Source organism: Alistipes sp. An54 (assembly GCF_002159375.1).
Classification (GTDB): domain Bacteria; phylum Bacteroidota; class Bacteroidia; order Bacteroidales; family Rikenellaceae; genus Alistipes; species Alistipes megaguti.
Window position 1 is genome coordinate 123148 of sequence record NZ_NFIA01000001.1, and the last position, 25807, is coordinate 148954.

Genomic DNA, 25807 nt, shown 5'->3' on the forward strand with positions numbered 1-25807 from the left:
CAATTCCCGAGATTTGCGCTATCTTTGTACCCTAAAAAAGATAAAGAACATCGCAGAACATGAGCCTCGTAGCAATCGTCGGACGTCCGAACGTCGGAAAAAGCACCCTCTTCAACCGCCTGGTCGGTGAGCGTAAGGCCATCGTCGACTCCACGGCCGGAACCACCCGCGACCGCCATTACGGCAAAACCGACTGGAACGGCCGCGAATTCTCGGTCATCGACACCGGCGGCTACACCGTCAACTCGGAGGATATCTTCGAAGACGAGATCCGCCGACAGGTCCTGCTGGCCATCGACGAAGCCGACGTGATCCTCTTCCTTGTGGAGGTCCGCACCGGCATCACCGACCTCGACATGCTCATGGCCGATATCCTGCGCCGCACCTCGAAGAAGGTGATTCTGGTCTGCAACAAGGTCGACACCAACGATCTGATATTCAGCTCGAACGAATTCTATGCCCTCGGTCTGGGCGACCCCTACTGCATCAGTTCGATGTCCGGAAGCGGTACGGGAGACCTGATGGATGCCATCCTCGCAGCGCTGCCCGCCGACGCTTCCTCCGACGAGGAGGACGATCTGCCCCACATCACCATCGTCGGGCGCCCCAACGTCGGGAAATCCTCGCTGACGAATGCCCTGCTCGGCCAGGAGCGCAACATCGTCACCTCGATCGCCGGCACCACACGCGACTCGATCCGCACCCGTTACAACAAGTACGGCATGGACTTCTACCTCGTCGACACGGCCGGCATGCGCAAGAAGGGCAAGACGATGGAGGATCTGGAGTTCTACTCCGTGATGCGGTCGATCCGCGCCATCGAGAGCTCCGACGTCTGCATCCTGATGCTCGATGCCCAGCAGGGATTGGAATCGCAGGACCTGAACATCCACAACCTGATCGTCCGCAACCGCAAGGGGTGCGTCATCGTGGTCAACAAGTGGGACCTGATCGAAAAGGACAACAACACGATGAAGGAGTGGACCGAGTTCCTCAAGAAGAAGCTCGCGCCGTTCAACGACATTCCGATCATCTTCACCTCGGTCATCAACAAGCAGCGGATCCTCGAGGTGCTGCAGACGGCCATCCGCGTCTACCAGTCGCGCAAACGCCGCATCGCCACCTCCGAGCTGAACGACTTCCTGCTGCCGCTCATCGAGAACTATCCGCCTCCCGCAACCAAAGGCAAATATATCAAGATCAAGTACGTGACGCAGCTTCCGACGCCGACGCCGCAGTTCGCCTTTTTCGTCAACCTGCCGCAGTACATCAAGGAGCCCTATCGTCGTTTCCTGGAGAACAACATCCGCGACCACTGGGATTTTTCGGGCGTCCCGATGCAGATCTACTTCCGTCAGAAGTAGCAGGACGTTAGCAAATCCGCCCCTCTCACGCCCGAAAAATCCAGGTGAGACAATCCCCCTAAATCCCCCTTTGAAAAGGGGGACTTTTTTTATACGGGCGTCCCGATGCAGATCTATTTCAGGCAAAAGTAAACGCAACTCCGGGCAAACGGAAGTTCGGCGAACGTCTCCGCACTGCTCACGCCTGTTACTCGCCGCCTGCGGCGTCGTCTGCTGGTCTGACCCTCCCCTAAATCCCCTCCTCGGAGGGGACTTTTCGTAATTGCAAATTAGCAACGCGACTCCGGGAGTAAACGCAACACCGGGCAAACGGAAGTTCGGCAATCGCATCCGCTCCATTCACGCCCGTTGCCAGCCGTCTGCGGCGTCGTCTACAGGTCTGACCCTCCCCTAAATCCCCTCCTCGGAGGGGACTTTTCGTGATTGCAAATTAGCAGCGCGACTCCGGGAGTAAACGCGGCTCCGGGCAAACGGAAGTTCGGCAACCTTCTCCACACTGCTCACGCCTGTTACTCGCCGCCTACGGCGTCGTCTGCTGGTCTGACCCTCCCCTAAATCCCCTCCTCGGAGGGGACTTTTCGTGATTGCAAATTAGCAGCGCGACTCCGGGAGTAAACGCAACTCCGGGCAAACGGAAGTACAGCAACCGTCTCCGCACTGCTCACGCCCGTTGCCAGCCGTCTGTGCCCCCTCAAAGAGCGCAAAAGCAAGACGGGAACCGGGTATCAACATCCCGGTTCCCGCCTCACTCGATCAACTAACGCCCGCTATCGGGCGATCACCTCGAAAATCTCAACATCTCCCGTCACGCGGAGAGTCGCAGTCCCCTTCGCAACGGCAAACCGGAAGAAAGAGTTCCCGGTCTCGTCCCGTTCCAACACTTCGCCGTCGGCCGACAACTGTTCGATCCGCACGGGGGCATCCAATCCTCCCATCAGCAGCGTATATTGTTCCGTACCGGGCCGAACGGACAACTCCAGCGTCCCGGAGAGGGGCAGCGACGTATCCAAACGTTCGTCGAATGCATACGGAAGCCGGGACTCATCCCCGGCGTCGGAGCCCGACAGCCGGGCAGGAAGCCGATCCGCATGCAGCGGATTGACCTCGAACGAGCGGATGGCCACATGGTTCGTCCGTTTCGAATCCAGACCCCGCAGCCGTACATACCGGGCCTCGACCGGGCTGCCCGTCCAACGGATCACATATTGTTTGTCGAGTTCATCGAGCAGCGGAGACCACTGCCGCCCGTCAACCGAGTACTCCAGCACGGCATGGTCGAAATAGTCGACATCCTTCGTCGAGTTGCGTCCTTGCAGGACCAGGACCTCGCCGACGCCATGCACGCCTCCCAGATCAACGCCTATCCAATCGCCCGGTTTCTGGGAGATGCCCGACGTGTAGTAGGTCGTCGAGTCGTTGTCGAACATCGGACGGGTCTGCAGCGTATGCGCACTGGCAAACGAACCGATCCCACGCAACGTCATCGGCCTCCGGCCCAGCATGCGTTCCATCCAACCATATCCCATGTCGTCCATCGCCTGCTGATAGAAGGGCTGCAGCTTCATCGTTCCCGAGCGGTGTGCCTCGTAGCTGCGGCGTTCGGCCGCGCTCATCAGGTTGGCCTCATACTGCGGCCAGAACGCGGCATCATCCGCTCCGGCTCGGAAGGCCTCCATCAGATCCAGTGCCCGAAGTCCGCGGGCACCCAGCCGGGCAAACTCATCAAGCCACGGACGCAACTCCCCGAGCAGGGCCCGATTCGTACACCGGGCCTCGAGGATTGCCGGAGCCTGCTCCACCCGCTCGAACTCCGCACGAAGGGCCGCGGCAGCCGGGGCCGTCCATTCATCGAGCCGGAACGTGCGGGTCTCCCACGATTCATCACGGCGGTAGCCGCTCTCCGTATCGGCCGAGTGGATAGCAAAGGTGCGGTAGGCCTCGCGGGCCTCGGGAATCAGTTCGCCCAGACCCCGCTCCCAGTTGTCCAGGGCATTGTACGCCTCGACGTTCCACGCATAGTCCGCCACGCCGTACAGCGCCAGTTTCGAAGCCTCGCCGTGCTCCATCGGGTTGCTCGCAATGCCGCACACCTGCTGTGCCGTCAGCGTCGTGTCGAGCCCGTAGACCGGGCCCTGCAGCATGATATGCCGCGCGTAATCCGTCACGGGATAGTTCCACCAGAAGTAGGCAGGGCGGCAAATACGGCTGTCAACCCACTCGAGCGTCTCGGGCGTCAGATCGCTGCAGACCACGTCGCCCGTCCAGAAGACCCGGACCGACGGATCGAGCTTCCGTCCGTAGATCGACAGACTCCCCTGCGGCGTAGGGTTGGCCCACAGCCGCGAATAGTCCGTCGGGCAGACCACCAGCGGAGCCACATCGCCCTTCGCCCGGACGAACTCCTCCGTCAGGCGGTTGAGCAGCGCAACCTGCCGCTCCGGATCGGTTCCCTCGCCCGAGATGTCGTCGAAGAAGATGGCAAACGATCGGACTCCCAGTTCATACATCCGCTCGAACTTGCCGACCAGATTCCGGTAATCCTCCTCGTTCCAGCGGATATCCTGTCCCGGATGGATCGCCCAGACGAAGTCGACCCGATTGCGGCGGCAGGCATCGACCAGTTCGCGGATCTGCATCGCCTCCTGCTCGGGATAGGGCTTCCGCCAGTCGGGGCAGCTGTGGTAGGGGTCGTCCTTCGGACCATAGATATAGGTATTCAGCTTGAAGCGTCCGTAGAAGTTGATCAGCGACATCCGCACCTCGTGCGACCAGGGCGTGCCGTAGAAGCCCTCGACCACGCCGCGGCTCGGAAGATCGGGATAGTCGTTCACCGTCACATGGGGAATGCGCCCGCCCGCCGAGGCGGGGCTGGCAATCAGTTGCCGAAGCGTCTGCAAACCGTAGAAGGCGCCGCACTCGTCGTAGCCCGTGATCGTAACGCCGCGGGCATCCACCGTCAGCCGATAGGCCCCCGATACGGGTTTGACCCCCTGACGTGCGGCCCGTTTGGCCCCGAAAAGGATCTCAAGACGGGGTCCCTTGTCCGCAAGCTTTACGAAATCGACATCCTCCGCAAAGCAACCTGCGGGATCCTTCAGGCAGAGGCCCCGCGAGATGTCGAGCCGTTGCGTGGAATCAATCCCCATCTGTTGCGGCGTGGGGTTGATGACGATGCCGCCGTGATCCAGCCGGCAACCCGGAACGGGCGCAACAGTCTGGATTTCGGATCGTTGTGCCGAAAGGTCAAAGTCGGGTTCCTGGGCCGAAAGGGTTCCGCCCAGCAGCAGGACCGAAAAGGCGGCTGTGGAAAAACATTTGTTTAAGGTATTCATAAGTCGGGCTGGAAAGGTTTTACAGGGTATGATGCGTCACGAAGCGGCGTGTCAACCACCTCCGGACAGGTTCGTCGTAGAGTTTCAGCGCCGCCCAGGCCAGCAGGATCACGCCCGCATAGAGGCCGGCCGCCACGGGCCATGCCTCGGCAAAGGGGATCTTCTCCCCTTCCCAAAGCCACGCATAGAAGAGATACATGAAGGGATAGTGGATCACATAGACCGGATAGGAGATGTCGCCCAGGAAGCGGCAAATGCGCGAGGTCGCCGGATCGGTCGCCCGGCCCGAGGCCCCGAGCCACACCAGCAGCGGGAAGGCCACCACCACGCACAGCGCATCGTAAAGGCCGTTCCAGGTCGGATTCGAGCCGTCGCCGACATACGGAACGACAAGCAGCAGAATCACGATCAGACTGCAGAGCCAGAAGGCCCCGCGGACGGCCACGGGACGAAAGATCCGCGACAGCAGCAGCCCCATCGGAAAGGCAAACAACAGACGCAGCAGGCCGCCCGGCAGGTTGTTGCCCGCCAGCGACCACCCCACGCCCAGATGGCCGAATCCCGAACCGTTGCCCAAGGCAAAAGCGGCCAGTCCGGCCCCCGCCAGAGCGACGAAACCCGCCAGCCAACGGGTCGGCAGTCGGCGCAGAAAGAGCGCATAGAGCAGATTGCCGATGTATTCGAAGAAGAGTGACCACGTAGGACCGTTGAGCGGATACATCTCCGCGTTGCCCCGCACCTCGGGCGTCGAGCCCGGAAGCGCCGGGATCAGAAAGAGGTGCAGCAACAGCGCGAGCATCACCGCCGAGAGGGCCACCTGCGTGCCGTCCCACATGACGCGCCCCTGCAGGCAGAAGGTCACGGCACCCAACACCGCCCCCAGCACCACCATCGGATGCAGGCGGATCAGTCGCCGCTTGATGAAACTGCCGAGCGTAAGGCTCCGGCGCCGCCAGCGGTCGTCGTAGGCGTAACCCACCACAAACCCCGAAAGAATGAAGAAAAAGTCGACGGCCAGATAACCGTGGTTGAAACACTGGTCGACGGGACTCGTCGCAAAACCCTCGAAGACGTGATACCAGATGACGACCAACGCCGCCACGCCGCGCAATCCGTCGAGCAGTTCGTAGTGAGGTTTAGAATCCGCAAAGGTCGCAGAGGTCCGGTTTTGCATGGGTAGGAGGTTCAAGGTTCATCAATCAATTTCGGTGGAGGCTTATTCGCCGCTCGGCGTGCTGCCGCTTGCCGGTGTCGGAGTTCCTTCGCCCGAGACATTGCCCCGGCGGTGGCGGCGTCCGCCGCGGTGACGCCGCTTGCGCGGCTTGTCGCCCGTTGCTGCAGGCGCAGCAACGGCCGCAGGGGCCGGACTCTTCGAAGCCGCCCCCTCCGTCGGGCGGGGAGTCTCGGCGGCCGGCTGTGCGTCGCGCGGCGCCGAATTCGTGCCGCGGGGTTTGTCGCGCAGACGGTCACGCCGTCCGCGGCCGTGTCCCCGACCGTCGCCGCCCTTGCTGCGGCTGCGGCCTCCGCGGCCGCCCCGCTTGCGGGCCTCCTCGGGCTCGTATTTCGGTCCCTCGCCCACGCTGGCCGGAAGCTCCGCCTTGCGGATATCCCGCTCGATGAACTTCTCGATCTGGTGGAACTTGCCCTGCTCCTCCTCGTTGACGAACGTAATGGCGCTGCCCGTCGCCGCGGCACGCGCCGTACGGCCGATGCGGTGGATGTAGTCCTCCGGATCGTGCGGCACGTCGTAGTTGATCACCAGTCCGATATCCTCGATGTCGATACCGCGCGCCACGATGTCCGTGGCCACCAGAATCTTCACCTTGTTGTTCTTGAAGTTGAGCATCACCTCCTCGCGCTGCGACTGGTCCAGATCCGAGTGCATCGCCGCCACGTCGAGCTTCATCCGCTTGAGCGTGTGGGCCAGCTCCTTGACCTTGAGTTTCGACGACGAGAAGATGATCGTCTTCGACTCCGAAGGCTGTGCAAAAAGTTCACGGATCAGCCCCAGTTTCTGGCTCTCGTAGCAGATGTAGGCCGACTGGTCGATCGCCTCGTTGGGTTTCGAGATGGCGATGCTCACCTCCACGGGATCGTGCAGGATCGTCTTGGCCAGCTGGCGGATCTTCGGAGGAAGCGTCGCCGAGAACATGATCGTCTGCCGCTTCTCGGGCAGGTAGGAGATGATCTTCATGATGTCGTCGCTGAAGCCCATGTCCAGCATGCGGTCCGCCTCGTCGAGGATCAGGTACTCGACGTGCGAAAGGTCCACGTGGCTGTTCTGCAGGTGGGAGATCATGCGCCCCGGCGTGGCGATCACCACGTCCGATCCGTTCAGCATGCCGTTCTTCTGCAGGTCCCAGCCCTTGCCGTCACCACCGCCGTAGACAACCGTCGTCGAGATCGGCGCATAATACGAAAAACCCTGGAACTGCTGGTCGATCTGCAACGCCAACTCGCGCGTCGGCACGATGATCAGCGACTTCACCACATTCTCCTCGTTGCCCTCGAGCAGCAGCCGGTTCAGCAGCGGAAGCGTATAGGCCGCCGTCTTGCCCGTGCCGGTCTGGGCGCAGCCGATCAGGTCGTGACCCTCGAGGATCACCGGAATGGTCTGCTCCTGAACGGGAGTCATCTCCTGAAAATTCATATCGTCAAGACCGTCGAGAATCTCATCCTCCAGGTCCAATTCGTCAAATCGCATAATTTCGTATCTCTCTTAAATTCATCTATATCTGCGCGCCGGCGTATAGGTCCATCTCTTCTGCGGCGCTCTGTTTTCCTGTTTCATGGCATGGCAGCCCTTCGACCGCCGTGCGGCCCGGTCGGCTACAGCGCCTCGCCGAAGAGCGTGGCGGCCGTACAGCCCGTGATGCGCACCCGCACGTATTCGCCCACACGGTGGTCGCCCCGATCGAAGACCACTACCTTGTTCTGCGACGTACGGCCCGACAACTGGTTCGGGTTGCGCTTCGACTCGCCCTCGACCAGCACCTCGAACTCGCGGCCCACGTCGCGGCGGTAGCTCTCAAGCCCCAGTTCGTTCTGCAGCGCGATGATCTCCTGCAGGCGCCGCGACTTCACCTCCTCGGGCACGTCGTCGCCCAGGTGTTTCTGGGCAAAGGTCCCCGGACGCTCCGAATATTTGAACATGTAGGCAAAGTCGTAACCCACTTCGCGCATGAGCGAGAGCGTCTGCCGGTGCTCCTCCTCGGTTTCGCCCGAGAAGCCGGCAATCAGGTCCGTCGTAATCGAGCAGTCGGGCATATAGCGCCGGATGGCCGCAATGCGGTCGAGGTACCACTCGCGCGTATACTTGCGGTTCATGCGTTCGAGCATAGAGGTGGCGCCCGACTGCGCCGGCAGGTGGATCGAGCGGCAGATGTTGGGCATCGAAGCCATGGTTTCGAGCAGGTGGTCGCTCATGTCCTTGGGGTGCGACGTGGCAAAGCGCACGCGCAACAGCGGCGAGATCAAGGCCACACGCCGCAGCAGTTCCGGAAAATCGACATCGCCCGCGCGGTACGAATTGACGTTCTGGCCCAGAAGGGTCACCTCGCGGTAGCCGTTCTCGAAGAGGCTCCGGGCTTCGGCCACGATCGTCTCAGCGTCACGGCTCCGCTCGCGTCCCCGCGTATAGGGGACCACGCAGTAGGAGCAGAAGTTGTTGCAACCGCGCATGATCGCCACGAAGGCGCTCACGCCGTTGCGGTCCAACCGCACGGGGGCAATTTCGGCGTAGGTCTCCTCCGTGGAGAGGAGCACGTTGACCCCCTTGCCGCCCGACTCGGCCGTATGAACCAGACGCGGCAGATCGCGGTAGGCGTCCGGTCCGGCCACGACATCGACGCCCGAAGGGCCTTCGAGCAGCTTTTCGCGCAGGCGTTCGGCCATGCAGCCGATAATTCCTATGATGAGGCCCGGATGCTGGCGCCGCAGGCGTTTCATCTCGGCCAGACGGCCCCAGATGCGTTGTTCGGCATTATCGCGGATCGAGCATGTATTGATCAGGATCACATCCGCTTCGTCGATCCGGTCCGTATAGACATATCCTTCGTTCTGCATCAGCGAGACCACGATTTCCGTATCGCCGACATTCATCTGGCATCCGTAGGTCTCGACAAAGAGTTTCCGCCCCTCGCCCCGGAGGGGTCGCAATGTATTCGTATTCAATTCCATCGTTTTCGTTTTTTCGGGAGCCGCGGCAACGGGGCGTGTCGTCTCCTCCCTTGCATCGGCTCCAGCTCGCGCCGGCCCCGTTTCTCACGCCGGCCCCGTTTCTCACGCCGGCCCCGTTTCTCGCGCCGGCCCCGTTTCTCGCGCCGGCCCCGTTTCTCGCGCCGGCCCCGTTTCTCGCGCCGGTCCCGTTTCTCGCGCCGGCCCCGTTCTCTCACCGGCCCCGTTTCTCTCACCGGCCCCGCTTCTCGCGCCGGCCCCTTCTCACGCCCCGGGCTATTCGGCCTGGATCTGGTTCTTGTCGGGGAACTGCTTGAAGCCCTCGCCGAAGGTCTCGTAGGCATCGGTCACCACCACGAAGGCCCGCGGGTCGATCTCCCGGATGCGGTTCTGAACCAGATGCACCTCCTTGCGGCTGATGACCAGGAAGATCACGTCACGCGGCTTGTCCGTGAACATGCCCTTGCCCTTGAGGTAGGTGGCACCGCGCTCCATATCGTTGATGATGAACCGCTTGATCTCTTCGTGATGATCGCTGATGATGAAGAGCAGCTTGTCATAGGAGGCTCCGTCGAGCAGGTAGGCCACCACACGCGACGAGATGTAGATCGTCAGCAGCGAATAGAGCGTCAGCATCCATCCGTTCGAGGCCGCATCGCCCGTTCCAAGTCCGAAACCGATCACGAGCAGTCCCGACAGCACGACAAATCCGTCGGCCAGGAAAATACCCGTCGAGAACTTGATCCCGGCAAACTTCTGCAACAGCATGCCCACGATGTCGGTTCCGCCGGTGGTAGCCTGCTGCCGCACGACAATACCCTGGCCCACCCCGATGGTCACGGCCCCCATGATGCAGGTCAGCAGCAGATCGTCCGACAGATCGAGCCGTCCGCCCAACATCAGCGCCGGATCCAACGATTCGACCGCCTCGGGGGTCGGGTAGATCAGCCGCGTGAGGATGTTCATGAAGCCCGGCGTGTAGAGTGCCGCCAGCACCGTCCGCGTACCGAAACCTCCGCCGAAAACCAACATCGCCGTCAGCATCAGCGGAATGTCAAACATATAGCCGAAGGTTCCGACCTGAATCGAGGGGAAAATATTGTGGAGCACAATACCCATACCGTAGACTCCGCCCGGCACAAAATTATAGGGGTTGATGAAAAGCACGAACCCCGTGCCCATGATCGAGCAACCGAGGAAAATCAGAAACCACGAGCGCCACCAGGCCCACGATCCCATCGGCTCAAGTAAGGTCTTCGTATTCATACATTTTTTATTGGATGGACAAAGATACGAAAATCTTCCGATTTATCCCCTTCCTGCCGCTTTTTTCCTCTTCCCCTTTCCGAACCGGATTTTTTTGCTATATTTGCATAAGGAACCAAACTCCCGAACGACCATGATTCTGACCATTTATACCGCTACCACCATGATTATCATTGCCTATCTGCTGGGCTCGATTCCGAGCGCCGTGTGGATCGGCAAGAAATATTACGGCATCGACATCCGCGAATACGGATCCAAGAATGCCGGTACCACAAACATGCTCCGCGTCCTCGGAAAACGGGCCGCAGCTCCGGTTTTCATCCTCGACTTCCTAAAGGGTTTCGTCGCCGTGACAATCATCGAACTCATGCAGTATGACGACCTGATCGGAGCCAACGACCTCATAAACCTCAAGATCGGAGCCGTATTCGCCGCCGTCCTGGGCCACATCTTCCCCATCTTCGCCGGCTTCCGCGGCGGTAAGGGCGTCGCCACGCTCGTCGGCGCCGTGACGGGAATCTACCCGCCCGTGGCCATGCTCTGCTTCGGCGTCTGGCTCATCGTGCTGATGATCTTCCACTACGTGTCGCTGGCCTCGATGGTCGCCGGCTGCTGCTTCCCCGTCTTCACGCTCATCTCCCCGAAGGTCAACGGCTCGATTCCCTTCGTCGTCTTCTCGTTCGTCATCGCCATCCTGCTCATCTACACCCACCGCAAGAATATCGAACGACTCAAGGCCGGAACCGAATCGAAGATCTACATCTGGAAACCCCGCAACGTGAAGATCAAGTCCGAAGCGGGAGGTGCGTCCGACAAGCCGGCCGCCGGAACCAGGCCGGAAGACAACGCCCCCAAATCCGAATAACCCGGAGGGGGGGGCTGCGAAAAGAAGCAGCGAAAGAGCCCGGCGAAAAGGAGCGGGCAACATACCGGCCAAACGAGGTCAGACGGGGACAAGCCACCTACAAGAAATAAAACCGAAAACAAATCCCTGCCTATGTTACAGGAGAACCTACTGAAAATATACGAAAAGAGTTTCCGCGAAAACCGCGAAATGTCGGCTCTGACCGACTATTTCAAGGACGAGACCTTTTCCTATTACGAAATGGCCAAGGAGATTGCCAAACTCCACCTGCTCTTCAAAAAGGCCGGCATCAGACAGGGCGACAAAATCGCCCTGATCGGACGCAACAACCCCCGATGGTGCATCACCTATCTGGCCACGATCACCTACGGCGCCGTCATCGTCCCCATCCTGCAGGACTTCACCCCCGCGGACGTCATCCACATCATCAACCACTCGGAAAGCCGCCTCTTGTTCCTGGGCGACAACTTCTGGGACGTCATCGAAGAGGATCAGATCCGCCAGATCGAGGCTGTCTTCTCGCTCACGGACTTCCACGTCATCTACGAACGCGACGGAAAGTCACTCACCAAGTTCCAGCGCGACATCCTCAAGAACTACCGCACGAAATACCCCCGCGGATTCAGCATCAACGACATCAAATACCCCGACGTCCCCAACGACCGCGTCATCCTCCTGAACTACACCTCCGGAACCACCGGATACTCCAAAGGGGTGATGCTCACGGTGAACAACCTCACCGGAAACGTCGTCTTCGCCATGTCGGCCCTCAACACCCAGACCGGCCAGCTCTACTTCCAGCGCGGAGGCCGCACGCTGTCGTTCCTGCCGCTGGCCCACGCCTACGGCTGCGCCTTCGACTTCCTGGCCCCGATGGCCGTCGGCGGTCACATCACCCTGCTGGGCCGCATTCCCTCGCCCAAGATCCTCATCGAGGCCATGGCCGTCGTCAAACCCACGATCATCTGCTGCGTGCCGATGATCCTCGAAAAGGTCTACCGCAAACAGGTCCTCCCGCTGCTCGAAAAGGGACCGATGTCCATCGCCATGAAGATTCCGCTGCTCAACACGGCCATCTACTCGGTCATCCGCAAGAAACTCATGGACGCCTTCGGCGGCAACGTCTCGCTCTTCATCGTCGGCGGCGCCCCCATGAACCAGGAGACCGAATCCTTCCTGCGAAAGATCCACTTCCCGATCACGATCGGCTACGGCATGACCGAGTGTGCGCCGCTGATCAGTTTCGCCCCCGACAACGAATTCAAGCAGTCGTCGTGCGGCCGCTACCTCAAGGGGCTGCTCGAGGTGAAGATCGACTCGCCGGATCCCGAACACGTCGCCGGCGAGATCATCGTCCGCGGCGAACACGTCATGAAGGGCTACTACAAGAATGAAAAGGCCACCGAAAAGGTGCTCGACCCCGACGGCTGGCTCCATACGGGCGACATGGGAACGATGGATCCCGACGGCACGCTCTACATCCGCGGCCGCTCGAAGACGATGATCCTCTCCGGAAACGGACAGAACATCTACCCCGAGGAGATCGAGGACAAGCTGAACAACATGTATCTGGTGCTGGAGTCGCTGGTGCTCGACACCGGAAACGGACGTCTCAAGGCGCTGGTGGTCCCCGACTACGAACAGGCCGATGCCGAAGGCGTGGACAAGGCCGACCTGCCGCAGATCATGCAAAAAAACCTGCAGGAACTCAACTCGCAGCTGGCGGCCTACGAACGTGTGGCCGACATCGTGATCTACCCCACCGAGTTCGAGAAGACCCCCAAACGCAGCATCAAGCGCTATCTCTACGAGCCGTCGCTGCTCAACAAATAGCGCAGAGGTCTGCATCCGTCACAAGGCCCGGTTTTTGAAAACCGGGCTTTTTGCGTATCTTTGGGTCATGAAATTCACCCGCAAGCAAGCCATTGGCGAAAATCTGCTCTACGTGATGGTCTGGGCGGCCATCATCCTGGTGCCGGTGCTCAACTCCCAGATGATGTCCGAAATGCACATCAATCTGGAAAACGTCCTCATCGCCTGGAGGCAGATCGCTCCCTATCTGATCATCTTCGTCATCCACAATACGTTCCTCGCCCCGAGATACATGCTCCGTCACAAGTACGGAAAGTATCTGCTGAGTGATCTGGTCCTGATCATCGGCGTCTTCTGGCTGGTGCAGATCTACGAAAAACACCTGGCCGACAACCTCATCGAACAGACCTGCATCAATGTCTCGGAAGCCTACCGACAGGCTTCGTTCTCCAACCTGGAGATCTACTGGAACATCGTCCTCGGATTCTTCATGACCGGTGCAAACACCGGCATCAAGCTCATCTACCAGTCCATGCGCGACGAACAGCAGATGGAGGCCCTCAAACGCCAGAATCTCCAGGCCGAAATGGATTATCTGAAGTATCAGATCAATCCTCACTTCTTCATGAACACGCTCAACAACATCCACGCCCTGATCGACATCGACGCGGAATCGGCCAAAAGCGCCGTCATCGAACTCTCGAAGATGATGCGATACGTCCTCTACGAATCGGGCCACGAACTGATCTCGCTCAACCGCGACATCCAGTTCCTGAAGAACTACATCGAACTGATGCGCATCCGCTATACGGACGATGTGGACATTCGCGTGGAGTATCCCCGCGACCTGCCCGAACAGGTGCAGATTCCGCCGCTGCTGCTGATCGTCTTTGTCGAGAATGCCTTCAAACACGGAATCAGCTACAACCACCCCTCGTTCATCCGCATCCACGTCGAATATGCCGACGGAAAGGTCTATGCCACAATCCACAACAGCCGCCACGCCGCACCCGAAAGGCGCCATTCCGTCGGCATCGGACTGGAAAACGTCCGCAAACGACTCGCACTCATCTACGGCGACAAGGGTTATGCGCTCGATATCCGCGAAACCGACGACGCCTACACCGTAAAACTCGAAATACCCACGCTCCATGCTTAAATGTATCGCCATCGACGACGAACCGCTGGCGCTGCGTCAGATCGCCGCCTATATCGCCAAAGTCCCCTATCTCGAACTCGTGGCTCGCTTCAACAACGCCCTCGAGGCCCAGCAGCGTCTCGCCGAGGAGAAGATCGACCTGATCTTCGTGGATGTCAACATGCCCGATCTGAACGGTGTGGATTTCGTCAGGGGGCTGGTCGAACGACCCATGATCATCTTCACGACCGCCTACTCGGAGTATGCCGTCGAGGGTTTCAAACTCGACGCGGTGGATTATCTGCTCAAGCCCTTCAGTTTCGCCGACTTCAGCCGTGCGGCAGCCAAGGCCAATTCGCTCTACGAACTGCGCCACAACCAACGCCCCGCCCAGGAGCCCGAAACGGAGGCCCTGCCCCGGGATCGGGAATACCTCACGGTGAAGGCCGACTACAAGGTCTCGCTCGTCCGCATCGCCGATATCCTCTACATCGAAAGCGAGGGCGAATACGTCCGGCTGCATCTGGCCAACGGAACGGCCATCACCACGCTTTTCCGCCTCAAGAACATGGAGACGGCCCTGCCTTCCGACTCGTTCATGCGCGTGCACCGCTCCTACATCGTCAATCTGCGGGCCATCCACTCCTACATCAAGGGGCGCATCTACCTCAACGACGCGGAGTACGTACCGATCGGCGAAAACTACAAGGAGGCTTTCCTGAACTACATCCGGCAGAATTTCCGGAATCTCTGACAAGAGAGGAGGGACCCTCGAAACGTTCGGTCGCGTGAGCCGCAGGAAAGGCGGCAGGGCGCAGGGCGGCGGCTGGGTGCAGGGCGGCGGGACGCAGGAAAGGCGGCGGGACGCAGGAAAGGCGGCTGGGCGCGGATGAAAGAAGCGCCCCGGGGAGGGTCACCGCCGCAGGTCGGGAAAACGGTCGAGACGGCGGTACTGCCCGTCGCAGAACTCACAACAGTAGTGCTGCAGACCGTTGGTCAGCACCACGTACCGGGCCCCGAGCACCGAATTGTAACGGACGGCCTGCGCAAAGGTCCGTCCGTCGATCTTCACGTGCGGCGCCTTGCACTCGGCCACCAGCAGCGGCCGCGCCGCATCGTCGACCACCACCACATCGGCCCGCTGAGGCTGGCCGTTGAGCTGCACGGCATACTCCTGCACGATGCGCGTGGGCTGCGCCCCGCACTGCGTAATCAGACAGGCAATCAGATGCTGGCGCACCCACTCCTCGGGGGTCAGCACCAGATAGATGCCGCGCAGCGAATCCCACACCTCGACAGCCTCGCCCCGCTGACGGGCCCGCAGCCGAATGGGCGGAAAATGGAGTTTGGGGAGGTCGTTCATCGCAGTCTCGAAAAAATTGTCTATCTTTACCGAGCACAAATATACGAATCTTATGCGGACGATCCTCGCAACCATAGCGCTTTTTTCCCTCTGCGGGCTTCAGGCCCAGGAGGCTTACCAGCCCTCGTTCGGCCGTGAGCTCCCGCGCGGAGAACTCATCGCCTACCCCTCGGCCGAGGCCGCCGAGGCCGCCGACGGAGGCGACAGCCGCTATTTCACCCGGCTGACCCAGTGGACGTTCGATGAAACGGCCGCCCGTTTCACCACGAACTTCACCGTACCCTTCGCCTGGGCCAACCGCCAGGTGCTGCTCCACGTCGGGCAGTCGTCGGGCGACTACGAGGTCTGGATCAACGACCGCCAGGCCGCCTACGTGGCCGACGGGAATTCGCCCGCCGAATTCAACATCACCAAACTGACCCACGAGGGGCGCAATCAGGTCGAGATCCGGGTCATCACCCCCTCGCCCACCGCGCCGCTCGAAAGTTGGAGGGAGAATCCCGAACCCACGCTCGGCGGCATCTGGCTGCAAAGCCAGCCCACGATGCGCATCCGCGACATCGAAACCCGCACGCGTGTCGGCGAAAACGGATATGCCACGGCCGAGGTGGCCGTCGTCGTCAAGAGCGAGGCGCTCAACCCCCGCACGTCGCGCATCCACTACCAGTTGATCGCCCCCTCGGGTGAAGATGCCGCCGCCGGATTCAAGGACCTGACCCTAAGGATGCGCGGCGAGGATACGATCCGCTTTCTGGCCCGCATCCCGGCCAACATGCTCTGGTCGCCCGAACTCCCGACCCAATACATCCTGCGCCTCAAGACGCAGTATGAGGGACGTTATGTCGAGTATGAGGAGCTGCGGCTCGGATTCCGGCAGGTTGAGGTCCGCGAGGGGCAGCTGCAGCTGAACGGTACGCCAATGACGCTGCGCGTGCGCGAGGTGCCGGCCACGATCTCCGAAAACGAGATCGCCGAGCTGCGCGAACAGGGATACAACACCTTCAAACTGCTGCCCGGCCCCGTCTCCGAGGACTTTCTGAACGCCTGCGACGGCCAGGGGATCTGCGTCATCGCCCAGGCGCCGATCGACACACAGCGCAGCGGCGATTCGCGACGCGTGGGCGGCAATCCGTCGAACGATCCGGCCTGGAAAGAGGCCTACCTCGAACGCGCTTGGAACAGCTATCACACCACCAAGCGTCATCCGTCGGTCATTGCCTTCTCGCTGGCCACCCGTTCGGCCAACGGCATCAACCTCTATGAGACCTATCTGAAGATGAAGCGCATCGACGAACCGCGACCCTTCATCTATCCCGAGGCCGGCGGCGAATGGAACAGCGACCGGCTTCTTCTGGAGTAAAATCAGGTGGCGGCCCGTCCCGACGGTCGCCGGGGAGTTGCCGCAGTCCAGAAATGCAATCGAGCGGAGGCGAGGGTAGCGGACGGCCGGGCCCATCGGCAAAGCCGGTTGGATGCCTCGGAATACTCGGAATCGTCGCACTGAACGTTTCGGCAAGACCGGGCAATACCTCTCGGAAACATCCGGCCGCCAACGCCGAGCCTGCCGGAGGAGGCGGGCCGAACGTTTCAGAGGAGCCGGAGTGAGCTTTTCAGAAGAACCGGGCGAAGCTTCTCAGAAGAACCGGGCAAAGCTTCTCAGGGAAACCGGGCAAAGCTTCTCAGGGAAACCGGGCAAAGCTTGGCTGAGGAGCCGGACAGAAGGCGCCGGCAGAGCCTCGGAAAAAGAATTTTGTATTTTTTTTCGTTTTTTCTTGGGAGAGAAGAAAATTATACTTATCTTTGCACTCGCAATCAGAAATTGATTGATGCCTCTTTAGCTCAGTTGGTAGAGCACGACACTCTTAATGTTGGGGTCCAGGGTTCGAGCCCCTGAGGGGGTACGAAAGCGGAAATCGAAGGATTTCCGCTTTTTTCTTTTCAATTTGTCTTGCGAAATAAAAATTTTCTCCCTATCTTTGCACCTGCAATCAGTTAATGATTGATGCCTCTTTAGCTCAGTTGGTAGAGCACGACACTCTTAATGTTGGGGTCCAGGGTTCGAGCCCCTGAGGGGGTACCAGAAAGACCGATGATCGAAAGATTGTCGGTCTTTTCTTTATCTGACCCATCCCCGGCAGCACCCACGGTCCGATATGACGATTCGATTACTTTTCAGACAAAAAAGTCCGGACGAATCATTATTTTCGTATCTTTGAATCACAAAACCGACCGTTCTAACCCGTGAACACCGATCCCGATCTTCTCAAACGCCTCTCCCGAGGCGAAAAAAACGCCTATGAGGAGGTGTTCATGCGCTACCATGCCAAGGTTTTCCGCTTCATCCGGACCATCCTGCACGGAAGTGATTCGGCGGCCGATCTCACGCAGAATGTCTTCCTCAAGATCTGGAACAACCGCCAGTCGCTCGTCCGCATCCAATCGTTCGACGCCTATCTGTTCACCATCGCCCGCAACGAAACCTGCGACTACCTCCGGCGCAAGCAGTCCAGTCTGAAATACCTCCTGGCCCAACAGGAGTGTCAGGAACCCTCATGCGATCTCCCCTACTGCTACGACTCGGAACGAATGGCCCGGCTCGTCGACAACGCCATCGCCCGAATGCCCGCCCAACGGCAGCTGATCTATCGCCTCAGCCGCGAAGAGCACCTCTCCAACGCCGAGATCGCCGAACGTCTCAGCCTCTCGAAGCGCACCGTCGAGCACCATCTGTCGCTGGCTCTGAATGACATACGCCATGCACTCGGGCCGCTGGTCTCCGGATTGTTCTTTTTTTTCGTTTCGCGTTGGGTATGATCGCCCGCTTGTGCGTCTATTCTAAAAACGCACAGGCAAAATGGACAATTCCAAGCACAACAAGATATTCGACTGGATCCACGGCAAGGGCTCGGCGCAGAGCAATCTGGAGGCGCTCGACCAACTCTGCGAAACGCCGCTCTCGCCCGAGACCGAACAGACGCTCCACGACTACTGGAAGACGATTCCCGAAAACGGGGACGCACTCCGCAGCCGGGCCGCTTTCGACAGCTTCTGCCGCCGGGTCGGCCTCTCGGACTCCATCGGACGACGGATCGTCTGGGGCCGCCGCGTGCGCAATCTGGCCGCCGCGCTGTTCCTGCCCGTGGCCCTGTTCAGCCTGCTGCTATGGCTCAATCCCCGTCAGGCCGACGTCGAATGGTGCGAATTCGCCGTGGCTCAGGGCCATACCGATTCGCTTGTGCTGCCCGACAACAGCCGTGTCTGGCTCAATGCCGGATCTCACCTGATCTATCCCCGCCAATTCAACGGCAAAACCCGCAAGGTGTTCCTCGCCGGCGAAGCCTTCTTCGAGGTTGCCAAGGATGCCGAACACCCCTTCATCGTCGGCGCCGACCAGGTGCAGGTGCGCGTGCTGGGAACCCGCTTCAACGTCACCTCCTACGAGGATATGAACTCCGTGGCCGTCAGCCTGATCGAAGGATCGGTGAGCATGGGCGTCGCCCGCGAACAATTCAAACGCGACATACTGCTCGTCCCGGGCGATGTCGTCCGCTACGACAAGGTCTCCGGAGCCGTCGAACAGCGCCACCAGCCCGCCGAGGCCTATCTCTCGTGGCGTCACGGCGACTTCTACTTCAACAACCAGCCGCTGGACGAAATCGCCGCCCAGTTCGAACGCGTCTTCAAGGTCAAGATCTTCATCGTCGACCGCAGCGTCGGGGAGACCCCCTACTCGCTGGCCTTCGTCAACGGCGAGAGCCTCGACCAGATGCTCAGGGCCATCGCCGGCAACGACCTGCGCATCGACCGCGACAAGGAGATGATCATCATCCGTAAAAAAAGATAACAACCCTGCTGCCTATGAGTAAAACGAACTGACCCCAACCGACCCCGCAACAAAAAAGAATCGGAGAGTCGCTACCTCCCCGATTCACGTTCCCAGTCATTAAAACTCGCATCTTAACAACCTAAACTTCACAAAAGTATGAAAAGTGATCCTATTTCAAAATTTATCAGACGATTTTTTGAAGGATCAACCGTATTGCTGCTCGCTTTGGTGATGCTGTCGCTGCCGGCCGCGGCCCAGCAGCCGCCCCTGTCCGGCGACGAGCGCATCACCCTCTCGATGAATAACGTCACGATCGAACAGGTGCTCGAACGGCTTCGAAGCCAATACGGTTATTCGTTCGTATACAAACCCCAGGAGATCAACGTCCAGCGGAAGGTCTCGATCGACGTCCGCCAACAGACGATCGGTCAGGTGCTCGATCGCGTCTTCGCCGCCCAGCAGGTGCGCTACGACGTCGAGCAGAAGATCATCCACCTCTCCAAACTGACGGCTCCGGCCAAACCGACTCCCGGCAAACGATCCGTGGAGGGTTCGGTGGTCGATGAATCGGGACTCCCGGTCGTCGGGGCCGCCGTGATCATCAAGGGCACCACGCGCGGTATCAGCACCGACATCGACGGCGGATTCCATCTGGAGGAGCTCCCCGAAAACGCCGTCCTGCACATCTCCGCACTGGGCTACGCCGAGGCCGATGTTCAGGTCGGAACCCGCACCTCGCTGCACGTCGTTCTGAAGGAGGACAGCCAGACGCTCGACGACGTGGTGATCGTCGGCTACGGCTCGCAGAAGAAGGTCAACCTCACGGGCGCCGTCGAGAGCGTCTCGTCGGATGTCTTCGAGAACCGCCCCGTGGCCAACGTCACCCAGATGCTGCAGGGTGCCGTGCCCAACCTCAACATCTCGCTGGCTGACGGCAAGCCCAACCGTTCGGCATCGTACAACATCCGCGGTACCACGTCGATCGGCGCCGGCGGCAGCGCCCTGGTGCTCATTGACGGCGTCGAGGGCGATCCGGCCATGCTCAACCCCAACGACATCGAAAGCGTCTCGGTCCTGAAGGATGCCGCCTCGGCCGCCATCTACGGTTCGCGGGCCCCCTACGGCGTGGTGCTCATCACCACCAAGGACCCCGCCCGGCAGAAGGACTCCTTCACGATCAACTATACGGGCAACTTCTCCATCGAACAGCCCTTTGCCGTGCCCGACGTGGTGAGCGACGGATACGTCTACGCCTATCTGGCCCGCCAGGCCGACATCAGCCACCGCGGCACGGACACCTTCAACAAGCTCAACAAGTCGCAGGACTTCACCGCCTATGCCGGAGGCATGCAGGGCTGGCTCGAGGACTTCCGCCAGCGCAATCTCGCCCACAACCCGCTCGACGCCATCGTCGACCGCGACGGCAACTACATCTATTTCGGCAATACGGACTACTACGACGCCCTCTACCGCGACAAGACCTTCGCACAGTCGCACAACATCTCGATCAGCGGCTCGAACGGCAAGATCAGCCACTACCTCTCGGGACGTATCTACGACTACAACGGTCTGTTCAACTACTCGCCCGACACCTATCGCACGATGAACCTCCGTTCGAAGGTAACCGGACAGGTCCTCCCGTGGCTGAAGGTCAGCAACAACTTCGAATACACCTTCGACAAGTACCACATGCCCACCAGCGGCAAGAACTCCGACGGCGGCGGCACGAACGGCGACGGCGTCGTCTGGCGCGGCATCAACGGCGAAGGTCACCCCTCCTCGCCGCTCTTCAACCCCGACGGCACGCTGACTCTCTCGGCCGCCTACTCGATGGGCGGTCTCCTCACCGGAAACAACTGGATCGACCGGACCACCAAGACGCTCAAGAATACCACCACCGTCAACATGTCGTTCCTCAACGACAAACTCCGCCTGACGGGCGACTTCACCTTCCGCACCAAGGACTACATCCAGGACAAGAAGGATACGGCCATCCCCTACAGCACCCGGGAGGGTGAGATCAGCTACCTCGGAACCCCCGAGACGGGCGACTACATCGCCACCACCACCCAAACGACCACCTATCTGGCCACGAACGCCTATGCCGAATACGAAGACACCTTCGAGGAGCGGCACCATTTCAAGGTCCTGGCCGGTTACAACTACGAACAGCAGGACTATCGGGCCATCACCGCCCAGAGCTACGGACTGCTGATGCCCGACCTGAACGACATCGCCTTCGCCCAGTCCGACGAGGGCAAGACGATCTCCAGTTCGGCCAACCGCTGGCGGTATGTCGGCGCCTTCTTCCGCCTCAACTACAACTATGACGACCGCTATCTGCTCGAGATCAACGGCCGCTACGACGGTTCGTCGAAATTCCCCAACAACTCGCAGTGGGGCTTCTTCCCCTCGGCATCGGCCGCCTGGCGCGTCTCCGAGGAGCCCTTCTGGGAGGTCAACCCCCGCGTGGTCTCCAATCTGAAGATCCGCGCCTCGTACGGTGCCCTGGGCAACAGCAACGTCAGCCCCTACACTTACATCGAGAAGTTCTCGCTCAACAACCGCTATGTCAACGGAGTCGGAGGCTCGAACAACCGCTACCTCAACGGTCAGGCCCTCACCTCCTACGTCTCGAGCCCCAACCAGATCCCCGACAACATCGGCTGGGAGACCTCGAAGACCATCGACGGCGGTATCGACGTCGGATTCTGGGAGAACCGCATCCAGCTCACGGCCGACTACTACCTGCGCCGCACGCTGGACATGTACACCGTCGGCCCGACGCTCCCGAACACCTACGGAGCCTCCGCCCCGAAGGGCAACTACGCCGACATGAGCACCTACGGCTACGAAATCTCGCTCTCCTACAACGACACCTATCAGCTGGGCGGCAAACCTTTCCACTTCGGAATCAAGGGTACGCTGGCCGACTACTACTCGATCATCGACCGCTACAACAACCCCACACGCAAACTTTCGGACTACTACGAAGGGCAGCGTATCGGCGAAATCTGGGGATACGTCTGCACGGGACTCTTCCAGTCGACCGAGGAGATCGCCACGGCCTTCGACGGCCAACCCTACAAGAACTCGCTCATGGAGATCCCCAAGGACCACAACGCCCGCCCGGGTGACATGCGCTTTGCCGACCTGAACGGGAACCACGACATCGACAACGGCGGTAACACGGTGGACAACCCCGGCGACCGGAAGATCATCGGAAACTCCGAACCGCGCTACATGTACACCATCTCGCTCTCGGCCGACTGGAACGGCTTCTTCCTATCGGCCCTGTTCGACGGTGTGGGCAAGCAGGACTGGTATCCCAGCGCCGAGAGTACCTTCTGGGGCCAGTACAACCGCCCCTACAACCAGCTCCCGACCTGGCACATCGGCAACTACTGGACCGAAAACCACCGCGATGCCTATCTGCCGCGCTACACCGCCTACTATCCCCCCTTCTACAAGGGACTGGCCAATACGCGCTACCTGCAGGACGTCTCCTACATCCGGCTGAAGAACTTCCAGTTCGGATACAACCTGCCGCAGAAATGGATCTCGAAGATCGGTCTGTCGAAGGTCTCCGTCTACTTCTCGGGCGAAAACCTCTGGTCCTGGTCACCACTCTACCGCCACACGCGCGACTACGACGTGCTGACCGCTTCGAAAGGCTCCGATACCGACCTCTCGGGATCGAACGTCAACAAGGGCGATGCGATGAACTACCCCACGATGCGCATCTTCAGCCTCGGAATCTCGATCACCTACTAACCCGTCTCAACCATGAACAGCAAACACATAATTCTCCGATCGCTGCTTCTGGGCAGCCTCGCGGCGCTCGCCTGCGCATGTGACCTCACGGAGAGCATGCGCACCGAAGCCGACCGTACGATCATCTTCGGCAAGGAGTCCGGACTGGAGCTCTATACCAATTCGTTCTACAAGGATCTGCCGACCCTGAGCAACTGCTACCAGCAGGATGCCATGTGCGACATCGCCGCCGTGCAAGGTGTCAACCAGTTCCTCACGAGCGGCTACACGGCCGAAACCTCCACCAGCTGGAGCTGGGGCACACTGCGCAACATCAACTACTTCATCGACGGATGCTACTCCGACGACTGTGCCGTCGAGGCCTCGGCCCGCGACAACTACGTCGGAATCGCCCGCTGGTTCCGCGCCTGGTTCTACTACACCAAACTGCGGCAGTACGGTGCCGTGCCCTGGTTCGAACACCAGCTGCAGCCCGAGGAGATGGATCTCATGTACAAGGACCGCGATTCGAGAGACGTGATCATCCGCAACCTGATCGCCGATCTCGACTTCGCCTACGATCACATCACGACCACCTCGTCCGTGGGCAACTCGCTGATCTCGAAATATGCGGCCGCGGCGCTGAAGTCCCGCATCTGCCTCTTCGAAGCCTCCTACCGCCGTTACCATGCCGACGAGCCCGCGATCGCCGCGCTGACGGAATTCACGCCCGAGAAGCTCTACGCCCAGGCTGTCGATGCCGCCCGCAAGGTCATCGACAGCAAGCTCTATTCGATCAACAAGGCCGGCGAGACCCCCTATCGCGACCTCTTCACCCGGGAATCGCCCCTGACCAACGAAAACATTCTGGTGCTGTGCGCCAGCGGCAGCGACGGCTATCTGGGAACAACCAACTGGTGGTTCAACGTGGCCACCTACGGCAGAATGTGGAGCCCGGTCCGCTCGTTCGTCAACACCTACCTCAACACCGACGGCTCCCGTTTCACGGACCAGGCCGATTATGCCCGGAAGAGCTTCTCCCAGGAGCTCGTCGGACGTGACAAACGCCTCGAACAGAGCATCCGCGGCCTGAACTACCTCTACGACGGGGAGGTCACCGTCGCTCAGCTCGGCATCGCCAACCTGACGGGCTATCACATGATCAAGTTCTCGCAGGACGGCAAACAGTACGAAAACGGCAAAAACACCAACAGCATTCCCATCATCCGCTATGCCGAGGTGCTGCTCAACTACGCCGAGGCCCAGGCCGAACTCAACGGCGGAAGCCTCTCGGCCTCGGACTGGGAGCTGACGATCGGCGCCCTGCGCGAGCGGGCCGGCGTCTCCCCGACCCAGCCAACCTCAGTCGACACCTACCTGCAGAAGACCTTCTATCCCGATCTGACGAGTGTCGATCTGCTCGAGATCCGTCGCGAACGGGCCATCGAACTGCTCTGCGAAGGATTCCGCTTCGACGACCTGCGGCGCTGGAAATGCGGCAAACTGCTCGTCACGCTGCCCTGGAACGGCATCCACTTCCCGGCGCTCGACACGCCGCACGACCTCAACGGCGACGGAGTCGCCGACGTCTGCATCCTGACACCCGGTTCGAACGCCCCGTCGGGTTTCGCGGGAACAACCGTCGAACTGAAGGTCGTCTTCGAGAACGAAAGCGAGGTCTCGACCGAGGCCTTCAAGAAGGACGGCACACTCAAGGCATCCTACTATGCCGTAGGCTCCGATCAGACGGGATACGACCTCTACTGGTTTCCGGGCGAGGAGCGGATCTGGTATGACGACGACCGGCAGTACCTCTATCCGATCCCGGCCCAGGAGATCCGCAACTACCTCGCGGCCGGATATACGCTGACCCAGAACCCCGGCTGGACCAACTAACCGTAAAAAAAGTACAACCATGAATATCAAGACGTTGTTTTTATTCCTGATCGCGGGAACGCTGCTGACGGCCGGATGCGGAGACAGCGATCCCGACTTTTCGGAATTCTACAAGGGCCCCGAAACCGAGGAGCCCGAAACCCCCGACGAACCCACTGATCCGGATGCCACGCAGATGACCGTCAAGGCCATGTCGTTCAACATCCGCTATGCCAACAGCAACAATCCCGAAATGGACGGCGAAAACCGCTGGGACTATCGCAAAGTGGCCTTCGGACCGATGATCGACGAACAGCAGCCCACGGTGATCGGCGTACAGGAGGCCCGTCCCATCCAGCTGAGCTATCTCGAAACGGCCTGGCCCGACTACAAATGGCTCGGCGTCGGACGCCGCAACAACAATTCGGCCAACGACGAGTTCGTTCCGGTCTTCTACCGCTCCTCGGAGGTCGAGCCCGCCTCGGGCGGACGTCTGAACGTGGACTGGGGCTACTTCTGGCTCTCGGACACCCCCTCCATTCCCGGTTCGGCATACGAAGGGTCCGCCCAACCGCGCATGGCCACCTGGGTCATCCTGCGGCACAAGGAAACGGGAGCCCGGTTCTTCTTCATCAACACCCACATCGACGTCAACGGTACCGACGATCAGGTACCCGTCAAACAGGTGATCGTCCTCAAGGAGCAGATCGACCGCCTCAACGTCGACAACCTGCCTCTGATCCTGACCGGCGACTTCAACAAGACGCTCTACGCCCAGCCCTACATCTTCGGTCCGCTCGAAGAGATGACCAACGTGCGGGACTATCTCAGCCGGATCGACAACGGCCGGAACTCCGACAATTCGCCGACCTACCAGGGCTTCGGATCCTCGTCGGGGCTGATCGTCGACCACATCTTCTGCTCGGTTTTCATCCCGGAAAAATACGCCGTCATCAAAAAGGAGTACGAAGGGGTGAAGTACATCTCCGACCACTATCCCATTCTGGGGACGCTAACCTGTACAATTGACAAATGAC

17 protein-coding genes and 2 tRNA genes are annotated in these 25807 nt (G+C 60.2%); 13 read left to right on the forward strand and 6 right to left on the reverse strand.

Annotated elements, in window-relative coordinates; translation table 11 throughout:
• Nucleotides 1-59: 59 nt before the first annotated feature.
• Nucleotides 60-1364, forward strand: coding sequence for a ribosome biogenesis GTPase Der (gene der, locus B5G09_RS00465; protein ID WP_087403587.1), 1305 nt, complete (start codon nucleotides 60-62; stop codon nucleotides 1362-1364).
• A 767-nt stretch (nucleotides 1365-2131) separates the two neighbouring features.
• Here the strand turns inward: der and B5G09_RS00470 are convergent.
• The 5 genes from B5G09_RS00470 to B5G09_RS00490 form a co-directional block, all read right to left on the reverse strand.
• Nucleotides 2132-4696 carry a beta-N-acetylglucosaminidase domain-containing protein gene (locus B5G09_RS00470; RefSeq protein WP_087403588.1) on the reverse strand — a complete coding sequence of 855 codons (2565 nt, stop codon included), beginning with the start codon at nucleotides 4694-4696 and terminating at the stop codon, nucleotides 2132-2134.
• Nucleotides 4697-4715: 19 nt separating this feature from the next.
• Nucleotides 4716-5870 (reverse strand): acyltransferase, encoded by a 1155-nt coding sequence (locus tag B5G09_RS00475; RefSeq protein ID WP_087308956.1) that lies wholly within the window; start codon nucleotides 5868-5870, stop codon nucleotides 4716-4718.
• A 42-nt stretch (nucleotides 5871-5912) separates the two neighbouring features.
• The gene (locus B5G09_RS00480) at nucleotides 5913-7400 is read right to left on the reverse strand and encodes a DEAD/DEAH box helicase (protein WP_087403589.1); all 1488 of its coding nucleotides are present in this window, start codon (nucleotides 7398-7400) and stop codon (nucleotides 5913-5915) included.
• 125 nt (nucleotides 7401-7525) lie between these two features.
• Nucleotides 7526-8875 carry a tRNA (N6-isopentenyl adenosine(37)-C2)-methylthiotransferase MiaB gene (gene miaB, locus B5G09_RS00485; protein ID WP_087309079.1) on the reverse strand — a complete coding sequence of 450 codons (1350 nt, stop codon included), beginning with the start codon at nucleotides 8873-8875 and terminating at the stop codon, nucleotides 7526-7528.
• Between the two features lie 273 nt (nucleotides 8876-9148).
• Entirely contained in the window at nucleotides 9149-10138 is a 990-nt protein-coding gene (locus tag B5G09_RS00490; protein ID WP_087403590.1) for a YitT family protein, read from the reverse strand.
• A 133-nt stretch (nucleotides 10139-10271) separates the two neighbouring features.
• On the opposite strand from B5G09_RS00490, the gene plsY reads away from it, so the two are divergent.
• The 4 genes from plsY (at nucleotide 10272) to B5G09_RS00510 (ending at nucleotide 14707) form a co-directional block, all read left to right on the forward strand.
• Nucleotides 10272-11003, forward strand: a complete 732-nt coding sequence (gene plsY, locus B5G09_RS00495; protein ID WP_241147515.1) for a glycerol-3-phosphate 1-O-acyltransferase PlsY — start codon at nucleotides 10272-10274, stop codon at nucleotides 11001-11003.
• 132 nt (nucleotides 11004-11135) lie between these two features.
• The gene (locus B5G09_RS00500) at nucleotides 11136-12836 is read left to right on the forward strand and encodes an AMP-binding protein (RefSeq protein ID WP_087403591.1); all 1701 of its coding nucleotides are present in this window, start codon (nucleotides 11136-11138) and stop codon (nucleotides 12834-12836) included.
• Between the two features lie 67 nt (nucleotides 12837-12903).
• Nucleotides 12904-13974, forward strand: coding sequence for a histidine kinase (locus B5G09_RS00505; protein WP_087403592.1), 1071 nt, complete (start codon nucleotides 12904-12906; stop codon nucleotides 13972-13974).
• Nucleotides 13967-14707, forward strand: coding sequence for a LytTR family DNA-binding domain-containing protein (locus tag B5G09_RS00510; RefSeq protein WP_087403593.1), 741 nt, complete (start codon nucleotides 13967-13969; stop codon nucleotides 14705-14707). The genes B5G09_RS00505 and B5G09_RS00510 overlap by 8 nt, the downstream gene beginning before the upstream one ends.
• Nucleotides 14708-14866: 159 nt before the next feature.
• On the opposite strand, the gene B5G09_RS00515 is transcribed toward B5G09_RS00510, so the two are convergent.
• A complete protein-coding gene (locus B5G09_RS00515; protein WP_087403594.1) occupies nucleotides 14867-15316 on the reverse strand; it encodes a type I restriction enzyme HsdR N-terminal domain-containing protein in 450 nt (149 codons plus the stop codon).
• A gap of 52 nt (nucleotides 15317-15368) precedes the next feature.
• Between B5G09_RS00515 and B5G09_RS00520 the strand changes: the two genes are divergently transcribed.
• From B5G09_RS00520 to B5G09_RS00555, 8 genes are all read left to right on the forward strand, one after another.
• On the forward strand, nucleotides 15369-16676 hold the full coding sequence (locus B5G09_RS00520; RefSeq protein WP_087403861.1) for a glycoside hydrolase family 2 TIM barrel-domain containing protein: 1308 nt from the start codon (nucleotides 15369-15371) through the stop codon (nucleotides 16674-16676).
• Between the two features lie 468 nt (nucleotides 16677-17144).
• Nucleotides 17145-17217, forward strand: a tRNA-Lys gene (locus B5G09_RS00525).
• A 103-nt stretch (nucleotides 17218-17320) separates the two neighbouring features.
• Nucleotides 17321-17396: transfer RNA gene (locus B5G09_RS00530), tRNA-Lys, on the forward strand.
• A 161-nt stretch (nucleotides 17397-17557) separates the two neighbouring features.
• Entirely contained in the window at nucleotides 17558-18130 is a 573-nt protein-coding gene (locus B5G09_RS00535; protein ID WP_087403595.1) for an RNA polymerase sigma-70 factor, read from the forward strand.
• Nucleotides 18131-18170: 40 nt separating this feature from the next.
• Nucleotides 18171-19160, forward strand: coding sequence for a FecR family protein (locus B5G09_RS00540; protein ID WP_087403596.1), 990 nt, complete (start codon nucleotides 18171-18173; stop codon nucleotides 19158-19160).
• Nucleotides 19161-19355: 195 nt separating this feature from the next.
• Nucleotides 19356-22916 carry a TonB-dependent receptor gene (locus tag B5G09_RS00545; RefSeq protein ID WP_241147516.1) on the forward strand — a complete coding sequence of 1187 codons (3561 nt, stop codon included), beginning with the start codon at nucleotides 19356-19358 and terminating at the stop codon, nucleotides 22914-22916.
• Nucleotides 22917-22928: 12 nt separating this feature from the next.
• Nucleotides 22929-24791: a RagB/SusD family nutrient uptake outer membrane protein gene (locus B5G09_RS00550; protein WP_087403597.1), complete on the forward strand. Its 1863-nt coding sequence runs from the start codon at nucleotides 22929-22931 to the stop codon at nucleotides 24789-24791.
• A 19-nt stretch (nucleotides 24792-24810) separates the two neighbouring features.
• On the forward strand, nucleotides 24811-25806 hold the full coding sequence (locus tag B5G09_RS00555) for an endonuclease/exonuclease/phosphatase family protein (protein WP_087308944.1): 996 nt from the start codon (nucleotides 24811-24813) through the stop codon (nucleotides 25804-25806).
• Nucleotide 25807: the final 1 nt, after the last annotated feature.

Bases quoted from the DNA above. Each gene is read 5' to 3' on its own strand.
- der (WP_087403587.1), top strand. From the start codon at position 60: ATGAGCCTCGTAGCAATCGTCGGACGTCCGAACGTCGGAAAAAGCACC.
- B5G09_RS00470 (WP_087403588.1), bottom strand. From the start codon at position 4,696: ATGAATACCTTAAACAAATGTTTTTCCACAGCCGCCTTTTCGGTCCTG.
- B5G09_RS00475 (WP_087308956.1), bottom strand. From the start codon at position 5,870: ATGCAAAACCGGACCTCTGCGACCTTTGCGGATTCTAAACCTCACTAC.
- B5G09_RS00480 (WP_087403589.1), bottom strand. From the start codon at position 7,400: ATGCGATTTGACGAATTGGACCTGGAGGATGAGATTCTCGACGGTCTT.
- miaB (WP_087309079.1), bottom strand. From the start codon at position 8,875: ATGGAATTGAATACGAATACATTGCGACCCCTCCGGGGCGAGGGGCGG.
- B5G09_RS00490 (WP_087403590.1), bottom strand. From the start codon at position 10,138: ATGAATACGAAGACCTTACTTGAGCCGATGGGATCGTGGGCCTGGTGG.
- plsY (WP_241147515.1), top strand. From the start codon at position 10,272: ATGATTCTGACCATTTATACCGCTACCACCATGATTATCATTGCCTAT.
- B5G09_RS00500 (WP_087403591.1), top strand. From the start codon at position 11,136: ATGTTACAGGAGAACCTACTGAAAATATACGAAAAGAGTTTCCGCGAA.
- B5G09_RS00505 (WP_087403592.1), top strand. From the start codon at position 12,904: ATGAAATTCACCCGCAAGCAAGCCATTGGCGAAAATCTGCTCTACGTG.
- B5G09_RS00510 (WP_087403593.1), top strand. From the start codon at position 13,967: ATGCTTAAATGTATCGCCATCGACGACGAACCGCTGGCGCTGCGTCAG.
- B5G09_RS00515 (WP_087403594.1), bottom strand. From the start codon at position 15,316: ATGAACGACCTCCCCAAACTCCATTTTCCGCCCATTCGGCTGCGGGCC.
- B5G09_RS00520 (WP_087403861.1), top strand. From the start codon at position 15,369: ATGCGGACGATCCTCGCAACCATAGCGCTTTTTTCCCTCTGCGGGCTT.
- B5G09_RS00540 (WP_087403596.1), top strand. From the start codon at position 18,171: ATGGACAATTCCAAGCACAACAAGATATTCGACTGGATCCACGGCAAG.
- B5G09_RS00550 (WP_087403597.1), top strand. From the start codon at position 22,929: ATGAACAGCAAACACATAATTCTCCGATCGCTGCTTCTGGGCAGCCTC.
- B5G09_RS00555 (WP_087308944.1), top strand. From the start codon at position 24,811: ATGAATATCAAGACGTTGTTTTTATTCCTGATCGCGGGAACGCTGCTG.